Source organism: Saccharothrix lopnurensis, from assembly GCF_042658445.1.
GTDB lineage: Bacteria > Actinomycetota > Actinomycetes > Mycobacteriales > Pseudonocardiaceae > Actinosynnema > Actinosynnema lopnurensis.
Genome location: NZ_JBHSQO010000009.1, coordinates 45,227 through 62,132, shown reverse-complemented (window position 1 = coordinate 62,132; position 16,906 = coordinate 45,227). Strand labels below are relative to the sequence as shown.

17 protein-coding genes are annotated in these 16,906 nt (G+C 74.7%); 8 read left to right on the top strand and 9 right to left on the bottom strand.

Annotated elements, in window-relative coordinates:
• Positions 1 to 39: 39 nt before the first annotated feature.
• The 3 genes from ACFP3R_RS11495 to ACFP3R_RS11485 are packed head-to-tail and all read right to left on the bottom strand — an operon-like array spanning position 40 to position 2,755.
• The gene (locus tag ACFP3R_RS11495) at positions 40 to 636 is read right to left on the bottom strand and encodes a LutC/YkgG family protein (protein ID WP_380635344.1); all 597 of its coding nucleotides are present in this window, start codon (positions 634 to 636) and stop codon (positions 40 to 42) included.
• Positions 633 to 2,030, bottom strand: a complete 1,398-nt coding sequence (locus ACFP3R_RS11490) for a LutB/LldF family L-lactate oxidation iron-sulfur protein (protein ID WP_380635343.1) — start codon at positions 2,028 to 2,030, stop codon at positions 633 to 635. Before ACFP3R_RS11490 ends, ACFP3R_RS11495 begins: the two co-directional genes overlap by 4 nt.
• Positions 2,027 to 2,755, bottom strand: coding sequence for a (Fe-S)-binding protein (locus tag ACFP3R_RS11485; protein ID WP_380635341.1), 729 nt, complete (start codon positions 2,753 to 2,755; stop codon positions 2,027 to 2,029). Before ACFP3R_RS11485 ends, ACFP3R_RS11490 begins: the two co-directional genes overlap by 4 nt.
• Before the next feature lie 66 nt (positions 2,756 to 2,821).
• Between ACFP3R_RS11485 and ACFP3R_RS11480 the strand changes: the two genes are divergently transcribed.
• Positions 2,822 to 3,526: a FadR/GntR family transcriptional regulator gene (locus tag ACFP3R_RS11480; protein ID WP_380635339.1), complete on the top strand. Its 705-nt coding sequence runs from the start codon at positions 2,822 to 2,824 to the stop codon at positions 3,524 to 3,526.
• Between the two features lie 167 nt (positions 3,527 to 3,693).
• Here ACFP3R_RS11480 and ACFP3R_RS11475 read toward each other — a convergent pair whose 3' ends face one another.
• Positions 3,694 to 4,512, bottom strand: coding sequence for an SDR family NAD(P)-dependent oxidoreductase (locus ACFP3R_RS11475; protein WP_380635338.1), 819 nt, complete (start codon positions 4,510 to 4,512; stop codon positions 3,694 to 3,696).
• 79 nt (positions 4,513 to 4,591) lie between these two features.
• The gene (locus ACFP3R_RS11470; RefSeq protein WP_380635336.1) at positions 4,592 to 5,128 is read right to left on the bottom strand and encodes a TetR/AcrR family transcriptional regulator; all 537 of its coding nucleotides are present in this window, start codon (positions 5,126 to 5,128) and stop codon (positions 4,592 to 4,594) included.
• A 164-nt stretch (positions 5,129 to 5,292) separates the two neighbouring features.
• Here ACFP3R_RS11470 and ACFP3R_RS11465 point away from each other — a divergent pair, with 164 nt between their 5' ends.
• The 3 genes from ACFP3R_RS11465 (at position 5,293) to ACFP3R_RS11455 (ending at position 7,950) form a co-directional block, all read left to right on the top strand.
• The gene (locus tag ACFP3R_RS11465; protein WP_380635335.1) at positions 5,293 to 6,213 is read left to right on the top strand and encodes an SDR family NAD(P)-dependent oxidoreductase; all 921 of its coding nucleotides are present in this window, start codon (positions 5,293 to 5,295) and stop codon (positions 6,211 to 6,213) included.
• A 103-nt stretch (positions 6,214 to 6,316) separates the two neighbouring features.
• Positions 6,317 to 7,381, top strand: a complete 1,065-nt coding sequence (locus ACFP3R_RS11460; protein WP_380635334.1) for a DNA polymerase III subunit beta family protein — start codon at positions 6,317 to 6,319, stop codon at positions 7,379 to 7,381.
• A gap of 101 nt (positions 7,382 to 7,482) precedes the next feature.
• On the top strand, positions 7,483 to 7,950 hold the full coding sequence (locus ACFP3R_RS11455; protein ID WP_380635333.1) for a hypothetical protein: 468 nt from the start codon (positions 7,483 to 7,485) through the stop codon (positions 7,948 to 7,950).
• Between the two features lie 93 nt (positions 7,951 to 8,043).
• Here ACFP3R_RS11455 and ACFP3R_RS11450 read toward each other — a convergent pair whose 3' ends face one another.
• Both ACFP3R_RS11450 and ACFP3R_RS11445 read right to left on the bottom strand, forming a co-directional pair.
• Positions 8,044 to 8,805, bottom strand: coding sequence for an SDR family NAD(P)-dependent oxidoreductase (locus tag ACFP3R_RS11450; protein ID WP_380635331.1), 762 nt, complete (start codon positions 8,803 to 8,805; stop codon positions 8,044 to 8,046).
• A 47-nt stretch (positions 8,806 to 8,852) separates the two neighbouring features.
• Complete coding sequence (locus tag ACFP3R_RS11445) at positions 8,853 to 10,511, bottom strand: glycoside hydrolase family 99 protein (protein ID WP_380635330.1); 1,659 nt, start codon at positions 10,509 to 10,511, stop codon at positions 8,853 to 8,855.
• 205 nt (positions 10,512 to 10,716) lie between these two features.
• Here ACFP3R_RS11445 and ACFP3R_RS11440 point away from each other — a divergent pair, with 205 nt between their 5' ends.
• The 4 genes from ACFP3R_RS11440 (at position 10,717) to ACFP3R_RS11425 (ending at position 14,174) form a co-directional block, all read left to right on the top strand.
• Positions 10,717 to 11,262 (top strand): M20/M25/M40 family metallo-hydrolase, encoded by a 546-nt coding sequence (locus ACFP3R_RS11440; protein ID WP_380635328.1) that lies wholly within the window; start codon positions 10,717 to 10,719, stop codon positions 11,260 to 11,262.
• The gene (locus ACFP3R_RS11435) at positions 11,255 to 12,499 is read left to right on the top strand and encodes a RecQ family ATP-dependent DNA helicase (RefSeq protein ID WP_380635327.1); all 1,245 of its coding nucleotides are present in this window, start codon (positions 11,255 to 11,257) and stop codon (positions 12,497 to 12,499) included. The genes ACFP3R_RS11440 and ACFP3R_RS11435 overlap by 8 nt, the downstream gene beginning before the upstream one ends.
• A 21-nt stretch (positions 12,500 to 12,520) precedes the next feature.
• Complete coding sequence (locus tag ACFP3R_RS11430) at positions 12,521 to 12,844, top strand: RecQ family zinc-binding domain-containing protein (RefSeq protein WP_380635550.1); 324 nt, start codon at positions 12,521 to 12,523, stop codon at positions 12,842 to 12,844.
• A 106-nt stretch (positions 12,845 to 12,950) separates the two neighbouring features.
• A complete protein-coding gene (locus ACFP3R_RS11425) occupies positions 12,951 to 14,174 on the top strand; it encodes an NAD(P)/FAD-dependent oxidoreductase (RefSeq protein ID WP_380635326.1) in 1,224 nt (407 codons plus the stop codon).
• A 66-nt stretch (positions 14,175 to 14,240) separates the two neighbouring features.
• On the opposite strand, the gene ACFP3R_RS11420 is transcribed toward ACFP3R_RS11425, so the two are convergent.
• Both ACFP3R_RS11420 and ACFP3R_RS11415 read right to left on the bottom strand, forming a co-directional pair.
• Entirely contained in the window at positions 14,241 to 16,256 is a 2,016-nt protein-coding gene (locus ACFP3R_RS11420) for a xanthine dehydrogenase family protein molybdopterin-binding subunit (protein ID WP_380635324.1), read from the bottom strand.
• On the bottom strand, positions 16,253 to 16,723 hold the full coding sequence (locus ACFP3R_RS11415) for a (2Fe-2S)-binding protein (RefSeq protein WP_380635322.1): 471 nt from the start codon (positions 16,721 to 16,723) through the stop codon (positions 16,253 to 16,255). Before ACFP3R_RS11415 ends, ACFP3R_RS11420 begins: the two co-directional genes overlap by 4 nt.
• Between the last annotated feature and the right edge of the window lie 183 nt (positions 16,724 to 16,906).

The window sequence follows — 16,906 nt, the reverse complement described above, 5'->3', positions numbered from 1 at the left end:
CCCCCGAATTCCACATTCGCGCATGGTCACGCACCGTGATCACAGGGCGATCACCACTTCGAGGGTGCGGGGCCCGTGGACGCCCTCGACGCGCTCCAGTTCGATGTCGCTGGTCGCCGACGGCCCGCTGATCCACGTCTGGGTGGCCACACCCGCCAGGGCGGCCACCGCGTCGGGCACACCGGCCACCACCTGGTCGGCCCGGACCACCACCAGGTGGTAGTCGGGCACCAGGGTCAGCGCGCGGGGCCCCTGGTCGGCGGCGGCGTGGTCCAGGACGATCGTGCCGGTCTCGGCGACGGCGACGTGGCACGCGGTGAGCACGGCGTCGGCGCGTTCGAGGGCGTCCACGTCCACCGGCGCGCGGGTGGCGTCGGGCGCCCAGTCCAGGGGCACGCCGGGCGCGGCCACGACCCGCCGCGCGCCGCGGTCGCGCAGGGCGGTCGCGACGGCCTCGCCCAGCTCCGCCGCGGGCACCACGCGCACCCGCGCCCGGTAGTCCCGCAGGCGCTCGGCGAACAGGTCCACGTCACCGGGCCCCCGCGAGCCCGCCGCCCGGTACTCCCGGGGCACCGGGCCGACCGCGCCGCCCTTGGCCCGCCGGACCCGGGCCAGCACCTCGTCACGCGCGTTCACCGGTCCTCCCACCAGTCGCGGAACGTCTGCCGCGGCGGCTGCGGCAGGTCGCGGGCCGTCGACCACCCCGGCAGCGGCACGTGCCTGCTCGCCGCCCGCCCGAACCGCCCCAGCCGCGCGAACCGCCGCCACCGCCGCCCGTCCGACATCGCCCACGCCAGGGCGCGCATCGCGGTCGACTCGGGCGTGGCGCGCCGGGACTCGACCACCCGGCCCCGCAGGTGCACCAGCATCGACGGGATGTCGATCGCCACCGGGCACACGTCGTAGCAGACCCCGCACAGCGACGAGGCGAACGGCAGCGTCGGGTTCCGCGCCACGCCGGTCAGCTGCGGCGACAGCACCGCGCCGATCGGACCGGGGTAGGTCGAGCCGTACGCGTGACCGCCCGTGCGCTCGTACACCGGGCACGAGTTCAGGCACGCCGAGCAGCGGATGCACCGCAGCGCCGCCCGCCCGCCGGGGTCGGCGAGCGTGGCCGTGCGGCCGTTGTCCACCAGCACCACGTGGCTCGTCTGCCCCTCGGTGGGGCCGGTCCACACCGACGTGTACGGGTTCATCCGCTCGCCCGTGGACGACCGGGGCAGCAGCTGGAGGAACACCTCCAGGTCCCGCCACGACGGCAGCAGCTTCTCGATGCCGACCACGCTGATCAGCGTCCGCGGCAGCGTCAGGCACATCCGGCCGTTGCCCTCGGACTCGACCACCACCAGCGACCCGGTGTCCGCGATGCCGAAGTTCGCGCCCGAGACGGCCACGTCCACGGTGAGGAACTTCCGCCGCAGGTGCGCGCGCGCCGCCTCGGCCAGGGCCCGCGGGTCGGCGGTCAGGTCCGGGTCCACGCCGGGCATCCCACGCCGGAAGATCTCCCGGATCTCCGCCCGGCCCCGGTGGATCGCGGGCACCAGGATGTGGCTCGGCCGGTCGTGGCCCAGCTGCACGATCAGCTCCGCCAGGTCGGTCTCGACGGCGTGCACGCCCGCCTCCGCCAGGGCCTCGTTGAGGCCGATCTCGGCGGTGGCCATGGACTTGACCTTGATCACCTCGCCGGTGCCGGTCGCGGTGACGAGGTCGGTGACGATCCGGTTGGCCTCGTCGGCGTCGCGCGCCCAGTGCACGTGGGTGCCACGCGCGGTCAACGCCTCCTCGAACCGCACGAGGTACTCGTCCAGGTTGGCCAGCACGTCGTCCTTGATCGCCGCGCCCGCCGCGCGCAGCTCGGCCCAGTCCGGCAGCTCGCCCACGACGGCCGCGCGCTTGGCCCGGATCGTGGAGGTGGCCTTGGCGAGGTTGCGGCGCAGCTGCGCGTTGCCGAGCGCCTCGCGGGCCGCCTCGGGGAACGGCGGGCCGGTCAGGTTGCCGCGGCCGGTGGGCAGGCCCAGGAACGTGCTCATCGCGTGTGCTCCAGGATCTGGGCGAGGTGCAGCGGGCGGACGCCGCCGCGCAGCCTGCTCAGGCCGCCGCCGATGTGCATCAGGCAGGACGAGTCGCCGGCGGTGAGGACGCCCGCGCGGGTGCTGATGACGTTGCTCATCTTGTCGGCCAGCATGGCGGTGGAGGTGTCGGCGTTCTTCAGCGCGAACGTGCCGCCGAAACCGCAGCACGTCTCCGCGGCGGGCAGCTCGACCAGGTCGATGCCCTCCACGGCCTCCAGCAACCGCAGCGGGCGGTCGCCCACCCCCAGCACGCGCAGCGAGTGGCACGTGGGGTGGTAGGTGACGCGGTGCGGGAAGTACGCGCCGACGTCGGTGACGCCGAGGACGTCCACCAGGAACTCCGACAGCTCGTAGGTGCGCCTGGCGGTGTCCTCGGCGGCGTCGGCGAGCCCCGCGTCACCGTGCTCGCGGGCGACCGCGGCGTGCTGGTGGCGCACCGAACCCGCGCACGAACCGGACGGCACGACGACCACCTCGGCGTGCTCGAAGGCTTTCACGTGGTTGCGCACGATCGGCAGCGCCTGGCCCGCGTAGCCGGTGTTGATGTGCATCTGGCCGCAGCACGCCTGGGCCGGTGGCACGACCACCTCGTGGCCGAGCCGTTCCAGCAGCCGGACGGTGGCCTTGCCGACGTCCGGGAACAGGCCGTCGACCAGGCACGTGACGAACAGCGCGACTCTCACGTCCGCGGAGTCTAGGCTCTGTGGTCAGACCACACCAGGGTGTGGTCTGACCACAGGAGGTGTGCGGTGTCCGGGTACGACGCGGTGCTGCGGCACGTGGAGTCGGAGCTGACCGCGGGCCGGCTCGGCGTCGGGCAGCAGCTGCCCGGGGAGCGCCGGCTGGCCGAGGGGCTGGGGGTCAGCCGGGCGACCGTGCGCGAGGCGATCCGGGTGCTCCAGGCGATGGGCGTGGTGCGCAGCGGCGTCGGCTCGGGGCCCGACGCGGGGACGACGGTGATCGCGGACCCGGCGGGCGGCCTCGGGTCGGCGCTGCGGCTGCACCTGGCCACGCGCCGGTTGCCCATGGCGGACCTGGTGGACACGCGGGTGATGATCGAGAGCCACGCGGTGCGGGCCGCGGCCGCGACGCCCGACCACCCCGAGCTGGTGCGGGCCGCCGACCTGCTGGTGCGCATGGACGCGCCGGACCTCGACGCGGACGCGTTCCACCTGCTGGACGCGGACTTCCACGTGGCGCTCACGGCGGCGGCGGGCAACGCCGTCAACACCGCCGTCATGGCCGCCCTGCGCGACGCGATCCACCGGACGGTGCTGGACGCGGTGCGGGCGTTGCCGGACTGGTCGCGCACGGCCGTGCGGCTGCGCCGCGAGCACCGGGGCATCCTGCGGGCGCTGCGGGCGGGGGACGCCGAGCTGGCGGCGGAGCGGGTGACCCGGCACGTCCGGGGGTTCCACCGGGAGTGGGTCCGGCACGCGGGGTCCGTCGGCTGACCTGAACGTGGAACTCGGGGGTCCTGAGCGTTCGACTCGCGCGGGCTGAGCGTTCGACACGGTGGGCGTGAGGGTTCGACTCGCGGGCTGGACGTGTTCTGAACGTGTAACTCGGGGGGTCTGGGCGTACGACTCGCGGGGTCTGGAGGTACGACTCGCGCGGTTGGTCAACGCTTGAAGCGGTTGACCACGGTCATGTACGAGGTGGGGAACAGGCGGGCCAGGACGTCCGGGGCCACGGCGCTCCACGCGATCAGCACGCGTCCCCTGCGCTTCCGCACGCCGGTGAGGATCTGCTCGGCCGCCTTGTCGGCGGGGTAGGTGAGCAGCTTGGCGAAGCTCGCCCTGCCCTCCGCCGCCTCGGCCGCGTTCGCGCCGCTCGCCACGCGCGCGGTCTCGGCGATCCGGGTGCGGATGCCGCCGGGGTGGACGCTGGTCACGCCGACGCCCCGGTCGGCCAGCTCGTGCCGCAGCGCCTCGGTGAAGCCGCGCAGCGCGAACTTGCTGGCGGAGTACGCGGTCTGGCCGGGCGGGGCGATCAGCCCGAACAGGCTGGATACGTTCACCACGTGGCTGCCCGGCGACTCCAGCAGGCTGGGCAGGAACAGCCGGGTGAGCGCGACCGGGGCGCGGAAGTTGACGTCCAGCACCCAGTCGAACTCCTCGGCGCCGACCTGGTCGAAGGTGCCGCCCAGGGCGACACCGGCGTTGTTGATCAGCAGGGTGGGGCGCGGGTGCCGGGCGAGCACGTCGGCGGCGAGTGCGTCCAAGCCGGACACGTCGGACAGGTCGGCCACCACCGGGTCGACCCGGACGCCCCGGATCCGGCCGGCGACCTCGGCCAGCCGCTCGGCGTCCCGGTCGATCAGGACGAGGTGGCTGCCCCGCCTGGCCAGGCCGTACGCCATCTGCTCGCCCATGCCGCTCGCGGCGCCCGTGAGGACGGCGGTCCCGCCGGCGAACCGGTGAGGGGGGAGCTTGGACATGCGGCCTCCTTCGGTCGTGGTCCGCACCAGTGTGGCGGGGTGGTGGGGGTGGGTGTGGGGGTTTGAGGTGGAGCGCCGGTCAGGGGCGGTAGCGGAGGCCGTCCAGGACCAGGTCGAGCATCCCGCCGGGGTCGCCCAGCTGGGTCGCCGCGCCGGCGATGCCGCTGATGGTGACCAGCACGTCGGTCGGCTCCAGGTCGGTCCGGCCCATCGCCGCCAGCAGCCTGCCCATGGCGCCGACCAGGAGGTCACGGCTCTCCGAGTACGGGTCCGAGCCGGAGGCGACGACCGCGCGCAGGGCGTCGGCCATGCCGTGCTTGGTGGCCGTGTAGTCGACGAACCGGTCCATCCACACCCTGGTCGCCCGGTCCGGCGGCAGGGTGTCGAGCAGTTCGGGCACGGCGTCGCACAGCTTGCCCAGCTCGTTGCGGTAGACCGCCTCCACCAGCGCCTCACGGGTGGGGAAGTGGCGGTAGAGGGTGCCGATGCCCACACCGGCGCGCTTGGCGACCGACTCCAGCGCCACGTCCGCGCCCTCGGTCGAGAACGCCTCCAGCGCGGTGGCCAGCAGGCGGTCCCGGTTGCGCCGGGCGTCGGCGCGCAACGGACGCGACACCGTGCCTCCTCGTGCTCGGGGTGACGTGTATCACCATGAAAACGGAGGAGCCTCCGGTTAGGTTGGAAGTACCGGAGGGCCCTCCGCTTCAGTGTAAGGCCACGTACGACGACGAACGACAACCAACGACAACCGACGACAACGGACGACAGGCGGAGCAGAACATGAGCGAGCGCATCACCACACCGTTCGGTGCGGACTCGACCGCGGCGGAGGTCGTCTCGGGCATCGACCTAGGCGGCCGGCGGGCCGTGGTCACCGGCGGCTCCTCCGGCATCGGCGTCGAGACGGCGCGGGCGCTGGCGGGCGCGGGCGCGGAGGTCACCCTGGCGGTGCGCGACACCGCCGCCGGGCAGCGGGTGGCCGGGGAGATCGGCGGGGACGTGCGCGTGGCGCGGCTGGACCTGGCCGACCAGGCGTCCGTGGCCGCGTTCGTCGCCGGCTGGGACGGCCCGCTGCACCTGCTGGTCAACAACGCGGGGGTCATGGCGACGCCGGAGACCCGCACGCCGGAGGGCTGGGAACTCCAGTTCGCCACCAACCACCTCGGGCACTTCGCGCTGACCACCGGGCTGCACCGGTACCTGGCCGCCGAGGGCGCCCGGGTCGTGCAGGTCAGCTCCAGCGCCCACCACCGGTCCGGCGTGGTGTTCGACGACATCCACTTCGAGCGGCGCCCCTACGAGCCCTGGTCCGCCTACGGCCAGAGCAAGAGCGCGAACGTGCTGTTCGCGATCGAGGCGACCCGGCGGTGGGCCGCCGACGGGATCACCGCGAACGCCCTGATGCCCGGCGGCATCATGACCAACCTCCAGCGGCACGTCACCGAGGAGGAGATGACCCGGCTGCGGGCGCAGGTCGGTGCCACCGACTTCAAGTGGAAGACCCCGGAGCAGGGCGCGGCCACCTCGGTGCTGCTGGCCACCTCGCCGCTGCTGGAGGGCGTCGGCGGGCGGTACTTCGAGGACTGCGACGAGGCGCTGCCGGGTATCGGCGACCCCCGGCACGGGGTCGCGGCCCACGCGCTGGACCCGGAGGCCGCGACCCGGCTGTGGGCGGTGACCGAGGAGACCCTGGCCCCGTGATCGGGCAGGCCGGGGCCGGTGAACGGGTTGCGGGGTTCGCCGGACCGGCCTCGGGACCGGGAGGGCTTGACCTTCAGGTTGGCTGAAACCCGATGATGGCCGGGTGCCGAAGTCCGAACTGCTCACCATCGGCGGCTTCGCCCGCTCCAGTGGGCTGACCACCAGCGCGCTGCGCTTCTACGCCGACTCGGGCCTGGTCGAGCCGGCCAGCGTCGACCAGGCGTCCGGCTACCGCTACTACGCGCCGGACCAGGTCGAACGCGCGGTGATGATCCGCCGGCTGCGCGAGATCGACATGCCCCTGGAGCTGATCGCCGAGGTCCTCGACCCGGGGTGCCGCGAGGCCGCCCGGATCGTCGACGACCACGTGGCCGGCCTGGCGCACCGGGCCCACCGGGCGCGGGAGACGGCCGCGGCGGTCAAGGCCCTCCTGCGGCCGGCCCCGCCGGTCCCGTCGGTGCGGGTGAACGGGTCGGTGTTCACCGCGGCGGTCGAGCAGGTCCTCACCGCGACGACCCACGAGCCGGGCCTGCCCGTGCTCAACGGCGTGCACGTCGAGGTCTCCGCCGACGGCGTCGTGCTCACCGCGACCGACCGGTACCGGCTGTCGACCCGCACGCTGGTCCCGGTGCGGCCGAGCGGGTCCGACTGGTCGGCCACGCTCGACGCCGACGACCTGCGGCCGGTGCTGCCGTGGACGCGTCGCCAGCACGGGCTGGGGCTGGGCGCGGGGTCCGGGAGCGTCCTGCTCCTGGGCGACGCCGACGCCCGCGAGTGCCGGGCCCTGGCCGAGCCCTTCCCCGACCACCGGCTGGTGCTGGCGGCGCTGCCCCCGGTGCTGACCCGGGTCCTGGTCTCCCGCAACGCGCTGGTGCGCAGCCTGGAGGGGCAGCACGACCACCGGGTCCGGCTGGACGTGGCCGGGGCCGCGGTGACCGTCTCGTCGGGGGAGGCGGTCCCCGCCACCGTCACCGGCCCCCCGATCGGGATCGACTTCGCCCTCTCCACGCTGCACCCGGCGATCAGCACGGCCGTCGGTCCCGAGGTGATGCTCGACCTGGCGGGACCGGACCAGCCGGTCGTGGTCCGCTCCGCCGACGACGGTGACCTCACCACCCTGGTGATGCCCCTGCGACCCGAACCCACCGCACAGGAAGGCCCGGCATGACCGCCGCACCACCGGACGAACCCGCGACGACGGATTCCGCGACAACTGATTCCACGACAACTGATTCCGCGACCACGGATTCCACGCCGACGGATTCCACGATGACCGACATCGTCGCCGCCGTCGCGCTCGCGCACGCGGGTGACGCCGACGCCGCGCGCGCCCGCCTGCACGACCTCTGGGACCGGATCGGCCCGGTCGGCGACGCCCTGCACCGCTGCACCCTCGCCCACCACCTGGCCGACCTCTACGACGACCCGGCGCAGGCCCTCGTGTGGGACGTGCGGGCGCTCGACGCGGCGGCGGTGCTCACCGACGAGCGGGCCCGCCGCCACCACGAGAGCCTGAGCGTCGCCGGGTTCCGGCCCTCGCTGCACCTCAACCTGGCCGACGGCTTCCGCCGGCTCGGCTCGTTCGAGGCCGCGCGCGAGCACATCACCGCCGCGCGGGAGCACGAGCACGCCCTCGCCGACGACGGGTACGGCGTGCTGATCCGGCGGGTGCTCGGCGAGGTCGCCGAGGCGATCGACCGGCGGTCCACGGAGAAGCGCGCGAGCGCGCCCGGCTGACGCGGGGGAAGCGGGGCGCGGCAGGTCGGCGGTGTGGTCGGGGCAGGCTGGTCGGGTAGGTGTGGTCGGGTCGGTGTGGTCAGGCCGGTGTGGTCACGGCAGTGCGACGCCGGTCAGTTCGGCGCACGCGGCCAGCAGGCGTTCCTGGACCTCCACGTCGTAGGCGGCGGGGTTGGCCCGCAGCTCCTCGCGCCACTTGAAGTAGCGGCCGGTGACCAGCGCCGCCGGGTCGTCGGAGGTGGCCAGCCAGACCTGCGTCTCCGCGCCCCGGGGCAGCCCGTCGGTGGCGTTCGGGCCGCCCAGCTTGGTCTTGATCCAGCCGGGGTCCACCGCGTTGGTCGGGGTGCCCGGCCACCGGCGGGCCACGGCGAACGCCAGCACGACGTCGAGGAGCTTGGAGTCCGAGTACGCCTGCATCCCGTTCCACGGCCCGCGCTCGTGCTGGAGGTCGTCGAGGTCCGCGACGCCCTGCGCCTCCAGCCCGGAGGTCAGGTAGACCAGTCGGGCCGGGCGCGGCATCAGGGCGGTGAGCAGGTAGGGCGCCAGGACGTTGACCTGGAACAGCAGTTCCAGGCCGTCCTCGGTGACGACCCGCTCGGGCAGGCCGCCGCCGAGTCCCGCGTTGTGCACGACCACGTCGAAGGCCCCGGCGGACCCGGCCAGTTCCCGGGTCCGCGCGAGGGACGACAGGTCGCCGACCACGACGCCGGCGGCGCCGGGCACGGCGGCCAGCGCCTGCTCGGCCCGCCCGGCGTCGCGCGCGTGCAGCACCACGCGGTGGCCCTGGCCCACCAGCGTCGCGGCGGTCTCCCGGCCGATGCCGTCGGACGATCCCGTGATCAGAACGCTCACCATGGTCGGGAGCGTACCTGGGAGCGCTCCCAAGCTCCGGGGTCCGCCCCTCAGCCGTAGACCTTCAGGCTCGCCAGCTGGGCCGCGGGCCACCCGGTGTTCCCGGTGAAGCGCAGCCGCACGTAGCGGGCCCGCGCGCCGGTCGGGAGGGTGATGGTCGCGGTGTTGCCGGTGGCCGGGTCGAAGGTGTGGCCGGCGGCGGCGACGAGCGTGGTGAACGCGCCGCCGTCCGCGCTCGCCTCGACCGCGACGGTCTGGGTGCGGCGGCCCCACGCGGGGTTGGGCGGCAGGCCGAGCACCAGGCGGGTCGGCGCGGCGACGGCGCCGAGGTCGACCTGGAGCCACTGGGGGAAGGCGGAGTTCGCGCTCTCCCAGTAGCTGTGCGGGTCTGCGTCCACGGCGAGGTGGCCGCCGTAGTGCTGGTTCTGGCTGCTCTGCGCCGTGGGCCGGCCCGCGGCCAGGTCCCGCTCGACGGGCGGGGTGCCGTCGGGCATCGGCTTGGTCGGGCGCACCGCGGTCAGCGCGATCTGGCCCTTGAGCATCCGGCCGCCGTCGCCGGTCAGGCGCAGGTAGTAGTCCGAGGAGCAGCGGGTGCCGTCCTCGTCCAGGGCGAGGAAGCCGGAGCCGACCGGGATGCCCGCCTGCGTCTCCGGGGTCTTGGCGATCTGGTTGGCCTCGTTGTACTCGTCGAACATCGAGATGTAGACGCCCTGCACGCCCAGGCGCACCACGTTGTAGAACTGCCGCCACATGAAGTCGCCGTGCGCGCGGTGCCGCCGGGACAGGTCGCCGGGCAGCACGCACGGCTGGTAGTCGATGCCCAGGCGGTTGCACTCGGCCTGGTCGGGGCCGTTGACGTTGGTGTAGAAGTGGTCGGCGTCCGCGACGTTGCCGATCCGGCCGACCATCCACGGCGAGAGCATGTGGAAGCTGCGGTAGACGCCCGCGAAACCCGGCCGGGAGTCCTCGACCTCGCGCCGCCAGTGCGTGGGCACGCCGCCGATCAGGTAGACGCCCTGCCCCTTGAACCAGTCGACGACGTCCTGGCACTGCTGCGGGGTGAACGGGCGGCCCGGGTCGTTGAAGCCGAAGCCCCACACGCACACCACGGGCTTGCCGTTCTGCCGCGCGTACATGGGGGAGGAGGTGTGGGCGCGCATCTTGTTCAGCCAGTCGGCCTTGATCTCCGACTGCATGTTCGACCAGTTGGTGACGTCGTACATGATGTAGAACTTCACGCCGTGCTTCTCGGCCGCCGTGCGCACGTGCGCGGTGACCGCGTCGCGGATGGGCCCCTCACCGCCGGTCGGGTTGAACCGCTGGAGGGCGGCGGTGTCGCAGCCGTACTGCTTCATCCAGCCGAAGTGGACGTCGACGGTCTGGAAGTCGTGGTTGGAGAACACCGTGGCGGGCCGGCCGTCGCCCAGCGAGCCGAACGCGGTGGTGTACCGGTTCGCGTAGTCGGTCATGTCCGGCCACGACATCAGCGCGTGGTTGGTGGGCGACGGCGGCTGTCCCCAGTTGTCGCTCCAGTGCCACCAGCCGTCGAGGGGTGAGCGGTCGCCCCGGGCGGCGAACCAGCCCTGGTAGCCGACGGTGATCTTGCCGACCACGTCGCCGGGTGGGCTCGCCGCCAGGGCGGGGGTGGCGGCACCGAGGGCGGGGACGGCGAGGGCCGACCCGAGGAACGTCCTGCGCGACAGGGACACCGCAACTCCTTCGTTGGAGGGACGGCATCAGCATGGAAGAAGTGAGCAGCATTACGCAAGAACTTGACAGGATTAACCGGAGGTGGTGATCGGGGCCGTCGCCTCGCCGGGGTCCGCACGTTTGATCGCCCCGAGCCGGGCAACACACGGGCATGTCGAGCGCAGGGGAGGTGGCACCCGCGGTGCCGATCGGGGTGAGCGACTCGTGAGCGACGTCCACGACTACCTGAGCGCCCACCGGGAGCGGCTCGTCGGGCAACTGGTCGAGTGGTGCCGGGTGCCCTCGGTGGCCTCCCTGCCCGAGCACGAGCTCGACGTGCTGCGGTCGGCCAACTGGCTGGCCGCCGCCGACCTGAGCATCCGCACGGTCGCCGACCAGCGCGTCGTCGAGGTCGGCGAGCAGCTGCGGCAGTGGCCGGCCAAGACCGTGGACGACCGGTACGAGCACGAGGTGTCGGTCACCGACGACACCGCGCAGGAGGCGTACCGGACCCCCGAGGACCTGCCCGAGCTGGAACTGCTGGTGGAGGCGGTGCGGGAGGGGTTCGGCCGGCCGGTGGGGCGGATGGGCAACGCGGGCGGCGGTCCCGCCGCCCTGCTGGCCGAGCGGGTGGGCGCGCCGGTGCTGTTCTTCGGCACCGGTCTGCCCGAGGACCGCTGGCACGACAGCGACGAACGCGTGTCGGTGGACGTGCTGCTCGCGGGCGCGGCCACCCTGGCGCACTTCTGGGAGCGGGTGGGTCGTGGGTGACCGGGAGCGCCTGTGCGCGGCGGCGTCCGAGGTGTTCGGGTGGCCGGAGCTGCGCGCCGAGCAGCTGGACGCGATGGAGCAGGTCCTCGCGGGCCGGGACGTCTTCGTCGTGCTGCCCACCGGGGCGGGCAAGTCGGCGGTCTACCAGGTGCCCGGTGTGCTGCTGGACGGGCTGGTCGTCGTGGTGTCGCCGCTGATCGCGCTCCAGCGGGACCAGGTGGCCGCGCTGCGCGGGGCGGGCGCGTCGATGGCGGTGCTGGTCAACTCCGGTCAGTCCGAGGGGGACAACGCGAGGGCGTGGGAGGCGGTGGAGAGCGGCGAGGCGCGGTACCTGTTCGTGTCGCCCGAGCAGCTGGCCAACCCCGAGGTGCTCGACCGGCTGGGGAAGCCGGCGCTGTTCGTGGTGGACGAGGCGCACTGCGTCTCGGCGTGGGGCCACGACTTCCGGCCGGACTACCTGCGGCTGGCGGGCGCGGTGGAGCGGATCGGCCGGCCGCCGGTGCTGGCGCTGACCGCCACCGCGGGCACGACCGTGCGCGAGGACGTGATCACCCACCTGGGGATGGATGACCCGGCCGTGGTGGCGATCGGCTTCGACCGGCCGAACCTGTCGCTGGAGGTGCGGATGTTCACCTCCGACGACGACAAGCGCCGCGCGGTGCTGGGGTGGGTGCGCGAGGCGCCCCGGCCGGGCCTGGTGTACGTGGCGACCCGCAAGGACGCCGCCCGCTACGCGGAGGAGCTGGGCGCCGAGCCGTTCCACGCCGGCATGGGGGCCGCCGAGCGGGAACGCGTGCAGGACGCGTTCATGGGCGGGTCGACCGACCTGGTGGTGGCCACCTCGGCGTTCGGCATGGGCATCGACAAGCCGGACGTGCGGTTCGTCGCGCACGCGTCCGCGCCGGGTTCGCTGGACGCCTACTACCAGGAGATCGGGCGGGCCGGGCGCGACGGCGACCCGGCGCGGGGCGTGCTGTTCTACCGGTCGCAGGACCTGGGGCTCCAGCGGTTCCTCCAGTCCCGGCACGTGGACCGGGACGACCTGCTGGCGCTGGCGGCGTTCGTCGGCGAGCGGCCGGGGCAGCGGGTCACCGAGCTGACGCGCGGGTTCGGCAGCTCGCGCCGCAAGGTCACCACCGGGGTGAACCTGCTGGAGCGGGTCGGCGCGGTGGTCGTGGAGCGCGCGCGGTTCCGGCTGGTGGTCGAGCCCGCGCGGGCCGCGGACCTCGCGGTGTAGGAGGCCGAGCGGCTCCAGCGGCTGGACCGGTCGCGCATCGAGGTGCTGCGCGCCTACGCCGAGACCAGGGCGTGCCGGCGGCAACACCTGATCGGGTACTTCGGCGAGGTGCTGGAGCGGGCGTGCGGCAACTGCGACACGTGCTGGAGCGGCGACGCGGGCACCGGCGTCCCGGCCAACCCCGAGTACCCGGCGCAGTCCCGGGTGCGGCACGCGGAGTTCGGCGCCGGGACCGTGGTGCAGAGCGAGACCGACCGGTTGACCGTGCTGTTCGAGGAGGTCGGCTACAAGACGCTGTCGCTGGAGGCGGTGCACGCGGCCGACGTGCTGGGCCGGCACCCCTGAGGGTCGCGGTCCCGGCTCCCGGGGTTCGCGTTCCGGGGGTTCGCGGGCCGCCCGGGAGCCCCGACTCGTCGTGCACCCGCCCGCGACCCTGCCTAGCGTCGGGGCCATGGTTGAGGTGGTGGTCGTCGGGGCCGGGCTGGCCGGGCTCACCGCGGCGCGCGAACTGGCCGCGGCGGGGATCGGCGCGGTGGTGCTGGAGGCGGCCGACGACGTGGGCGGCCGGGTCCGGACCGACGTGGTCGACGGGGTGCGCTTCGACCGGGGCTTCCAGCTCCTGCTGCCCGCCTACCCGGCGCTGGCGGGGGTCGACCTGGACGCGTTGGACCTGAGGCACTTCCGGCCGGGTGCGTTCGTGCAGCGCCGCGGGCGGCACGACCTGCTGGCCGACCCCCGCGACGGCGCGCACGCCTGGCGCGGCGCGGTGGCGCAGCGGGTGCTGGGGCCCCGGGACCTGCTCGCGCTGGCCGCGCTGTCGGTGCGGGACCTGGTCGGCCCGGTCCGGGCCCTGCTGGACGGGGACGACCGGAGCACGCGCGAGGAGCTGGCCCGCCGGGGCCTGTCCGACCGGGCCGTGGACGAGGTGCTCCGGCCGTTCCTGGCCGGGGTGTTCCTGGAGCGCGAGTTGACCACGTCGGCGCGGTTCTTCCACCTGGTGTGGCGCAGCTTCGCGCGCGGCGGCGCGGCGCTGCCCGCGCTCGGCATGGGCGAGCTGCCCCGGCAGCTCGCGCGAGGGCTCGACGTGCGGCTGGGCGCGGAGGTGGCCGAGGTGACCGGCAGCGGGGTGCGACTGGCGGACGGCACGAGCGTCCGGGCCCGGCACGTCGTCATCGCCACCGACGGCACGACCGCCGACCGGCTGTGGCCGGGGCTGGGCGCGCCGACCTGGCACGGCGTCACCACGTGGTACTTCCGGCCGCCCGCCTCGCCGCTGCGGGACCCGACCCTGGTGGTCGACGGCGACGGCGGGCCGGTGGTCAACACGGCGGTGCTCTCCGAGGTCGCGCCCGACTACTCGCCGAACGCGCCGCTGGTGCAGGCGTCGGTGCCGGGGGAGGCGACCGAGGGGGAGGTGCGCGCGCGGCTGGACGTGCTGTACGGCACGTCCACGCGGAACTGGGAGGTCCTGGCGCGCTACGAGGTCCCGAGGGCGGTGCCGGCCATGCCCGCGCCGCACCGGCTGCGCGCACCGGTGCGCCTGGCCCCGCGCCGGTACGTGTGCGGCGACCACCGGGACACCAGCTCGATCCAGGGCGCCCTGGTGTCGGGCCGCCGCGCGGCGCGGGCGGTGCTGGCCGACCTGGGCCGACCCGGTCCCACCGGGACGGGGTGACCGCGACCGACGAGGACCCCCGAGCGGCTCGCGCGGGCCGCCTGCCGTTCGACCGGCGGTGTCCGGCTACCCGATCGCCACGCCCACCGGCATCCCGGTCACCTCGTGCCCGGACGCGGAGGCGAGGGCCGCCGCGGCGGGCGGGTAGGCCAGCTCGCCGAGCCCGCCGACCGGCGCGTCCGACGGCACGACCACCACGTCCACCTCCGGCGCCCGGTCGATGCGCAACCACGCGTAGTCGCGGAACGACGACTCCACCACCCGGCCGTCGCGCACGGTGACCTGCGCGCCGAACACGGTGGACATCGCGTCCACCACACACCCCTCGACCTGCGCCCGCACCCCGGACGGGTGCAGCGCCAGGCCCACGTCCACGGCCGCGACGACCCGCCGCACCCGGCCGTCGGCGTGATCGGCCACCACCGCGCACACCGAGCCGTAGTCGTCGTGGCAGGCCACGCCGCGCCGGGTACCGGGCGGTGTCGCGCCCGCCCGCGCCGCCGCCGCGTCGAGCACCCGCCGCAGCCGCGAGTCGGCGGGCAGCAGCCGGCGGCGCAGCTCCACCTGGTCCACGCCGGCCCGGTCGCCCAGCGCGCTGAGGAAGACCTCCTCCGCGTACTGGAGGTGCCCGGCGTAGACCGACCGCCAGAAGCCGGTGCGCAGGGGCGCGGGGAGCGTCGCCACGTCCACCCGTCCCGGCACGGCGTAGGGGAACCGGTCGCCGTTGAGCCGCACGAAGCCCGGGGGCAGGAACGGCGCGACGGTCAACGGCCAGGTGGCCACGGCGTGCGACCGCCACGTGGGCACGCCGGAGCCGTCGACCACGGCCGAGAGCCGGTGCGCCGACATCGGCCGGTACGAGTCGTGCCGCGTGTCGTCGTCGCGGGTCCAGAGCACGGCCACCGGCGCGCCCGCGACCCGCGAGCAGGCCACCGCCTCCAGCACCGCGTCGTTGTCGAAGCGCCGGCCGAACGCGCCGCCCATCAGCGAGGTCTCCACGCGCACGGCCGCCTCGGCGAGGCCGGTCCGGCGGGCCAGGTCCGCGCGCAGGCCGCCGGGGTCCTGGGTGGGCGCCCACACGGTCAGCCCGGTCGCGGTCAGGTGCGCGGTGGCGTTCATCGGCTCCATCGGCGCGTGCGCGAGCAGCGGCAGCCGGTAGGTCGCCTCGAACGCCACCGGTCCGGGCGCGACCGCCGGCGCGGGCAGCGCCGCCTCCAGCTCGTCGAGCCACACCCGGCTGTCGGCGGTCGGCGTGCCGCCGCTCCACGTCACGCGCAGCGCCTCGCGCCCGCGCAGCGCCTCCGGTGTCGACCGCGCGACGACCGCGACCCCGCCCTGGCCCGCCGTCCCCGGCTCCAGGGTGGTCACCGCGACCACGCCGGGCACCGCGCGCGCCGCGGCGTCGTCCACGGCGGTGACCCGGGCGCCGATCCACGGCGGCCGGAGCACCACGGCGACCAGCGCGTCCCGCGGCCGGTTGTCGATGCCGTAGCGGGCCCGGCCGGTCACCACGTCCCTCGCGTCCACGCGGCCCGCGCGGGTCTTGCCGATCAGCCGCCACCGCTCCGGCGGCAGCGTCGCGACCGGCACGGAGGCCGGGTCCAGCGCCGCCGCGTCGCGCACCAGCTCCGCGTAGGACAGCCGCCGGCGGCGGTGGTGGACCGCGCCGTCGCGGGCCGCGCACTCCTCGACCGGCACGCCCCACCGCGCCGCCGCGGCGGCGACCAGCAGGCACCGGGCCGTGGCGGCGGCGGTGCGGATGGGGGTGTCGAGCTGCCGCACGGAGCCCGAGCCGCCGGTCATCTGCGACCCGTACCGCGCGGTGTCGCCGGGCGCCTGCTCCACGCGCACATCGTCCAGGTCGACCACCAGCTCCTCGGCGACCAGCAGGGCGACGACCGTGCGCACGCCCTGCCCGGAGTCCGACTTGGGCACGGTGGCGGTGATCCGGCCGCGGCCGTCCAGCCGCACGAACACGTTCGGCGCCAGGTCCGCCGCCGGCGCCGCCGACGCCAGGCCGGGCAGCGCCACCGGCGCGGAGACCACCAGCACGCTCCCCAGGAAAGCCCGTCGGTTGATCACCGCTCGCCCCGCTTCAGCTGGGCCGCGCGCCGCACGGCCGACCGGATCCGCGAGTACGTGCCGCAGCGGCACACGTTGTCCCGCAACGCCGCGTCGATCTCCGCGTCGTCCGGGTCGGGGTTGTGGGACAGCAGCGCCACCGTCGACATGATCTGCCCCGGCTGGCAGTAGCCGCACTGGGCCACGTCCAGCTCCAGCCAGGCCCGCTGCACCGGGTGGTCGCCGTCCTCGGACAGCCCCTCGATCGTGGTGATCCGCTTGCCCTGCGCGTCGGCGACGGGGGTCACGCACGGCCGCGCCGCCCGGCCGTCCACGAGGGACGTGCACGCGCCGCACGCGCCGACGCCGCAGCCGTACTTGGGACCCAGCACGCCCAGCTGCTCGCGCAGCGCCCACAGCAGCGGTGTGTCCGCCGGGACGTCCACCACGCGCCGCTCACCGTTGACGTGTAACCGGTACCGACCCACGGTGGCCTCCTCGTTGATCCCGCCGTAGGCCCATCGTGGCGTTCACCGACGCATTGGGCAATGATCCATCGCGATCGGCTCACACCCGCCTCACACCGGTGGAACTGTTGCGGCGAAACTGTTGCGGCGGAACCGTTGTGGCGGAACATTCGTGGTGGAACGTTCCCCCACCCCCGGTCGTCG